The 1161-nt window shown below is 52.5% G+C and carries 2 protein-coding genes; both read right to left on the reverse strand.

Annotation, left to right across the window (positions count from 1 at the left end; all coding sequences use genetic code 11):
* Positions 1-37: 37 nt before the first annotated feature.
* Complete coding sequence (locus tag Q2M23_RS44405; protein WP_410469851.1) at positions 38-454, reverse strand: hypothetical protein; 417 nt, start codon at positions 452-454, stop codon at positions 38-40.
* Positions 451-855, reverse strand: a complete 405-nt coding sequence (locus Q2M23_RS43595) for a leucine zipper domain-containing protein (protein WP_316399518.1) — start codon at positions 853-855, stop codon at positions 451-453. The genes Q2M23_RS44405 and Q2M23_RS43595 overlap by 4 nt, the downstream gene beginning before the upstream one ends.
* Between the last annotated feature and the right edge of the window lie 306 nt (positions 856-1161).

Raw genomic sequence — 1161 nt, forward strand, 5'->3', positions numbered from 1 at the left:
CGTAGCCATGTCGTTCTGTGAGCCAAGGAGTTGAGTGTTATAGTTGTCTTCCTAAGACCGCTTGGCCTCCGACTTTCATGCCGTTACGTGCAAGGAACTCCCGTGTTTTCAATGACGAGTGTGAGGAAGCATTGTCGTGGTGGAGCACCCAATTTCGTTCACGCCACAGTTCTGGACGTTTTCGCCTAACGTCCTCCCTCAGGCGACTCAAAATTTTGCAGTACAGTTCAGAGTTCACAGTGTGGCCAGCAGGGACGAATTCTCGGTGCACTACCGCGAATGTCGAAGAAAACGACCACCATGCTTTTCGTTGCACTTCTGACCTGTCTCGCCTTCTTTGGTCTTGGAGATCGTGGGCTTCTCCACCGCGATGACTGCTGTTTGGTCTCAGGGTCGTACTCGTAGACCCAACTCTCGTCACCAGTAATGATCCTTGACATGAAGTTTGGGTCATCCCTTGTCTCCGGGAGGAGGTCTTGGCAGAAGTCTGGGCACGAACTTGGCGGCCACGCGACGCATGTTCAGATTGCACGTGAGGATCGCCTGAGCGGTTCCAAACGACACATCGGCCATGTCAGCTACTTCTCTTATCGTGACCCGGCGATCCTCATGCACTAGACCCTTGATTTTCTCCACAGTTTCCGCCGTGCTGCTTGTGGATGGTCTTCCTGACCGTGCATCGTCGTTCAGTGAAGCCCTGTCACTTCTAAAACGTGCGTGCCACTCAAAACACGTTGTCCGGCTCACTGATTCATCGCCATAGGCCTGCCGAATCATCTCAAACGTCTCCGTTGCAGATTTCTCAAGTTTGACACAAAACTTGACGTTTGCTCTCTGCTCATGTTTGATGTCCATGACGAAATCGCAAACGGCGTCCTGCCTGTGACCAGAAAATTGCTAATAACTCTGATCCCAGAGTAGATCGGGTGACACCACGCGGCACGCTGATTGGTCAGGGCCACATCTCCCAGATGGGGCCACCGCACCCTCGTGCTGCCCTCTGTCGGTCAGGAATAAAATCAGTCCGGGAACTTTTTGATCAACCCTCGTATAAGTCGGATCGTAGCCATGTCGTTCTGTGAGCCAAGGAGTTGGGTGTTATAGTTGTCTTCCTAAGACCGCTTGGCCTTCGACTTTCGGATTGATCAGAGCGCTGGTTGG

The organism is Bradyrhizobium sp. 33ap4, assembly GCF_032654765.1.
Lineage (GTDB): Bacteria > Pseudomonadota > Alphaproteobacteria > Rhizobiales > Xanthobacteraceae > Bradyrhizobium > Bradyrhizobium australafricanum.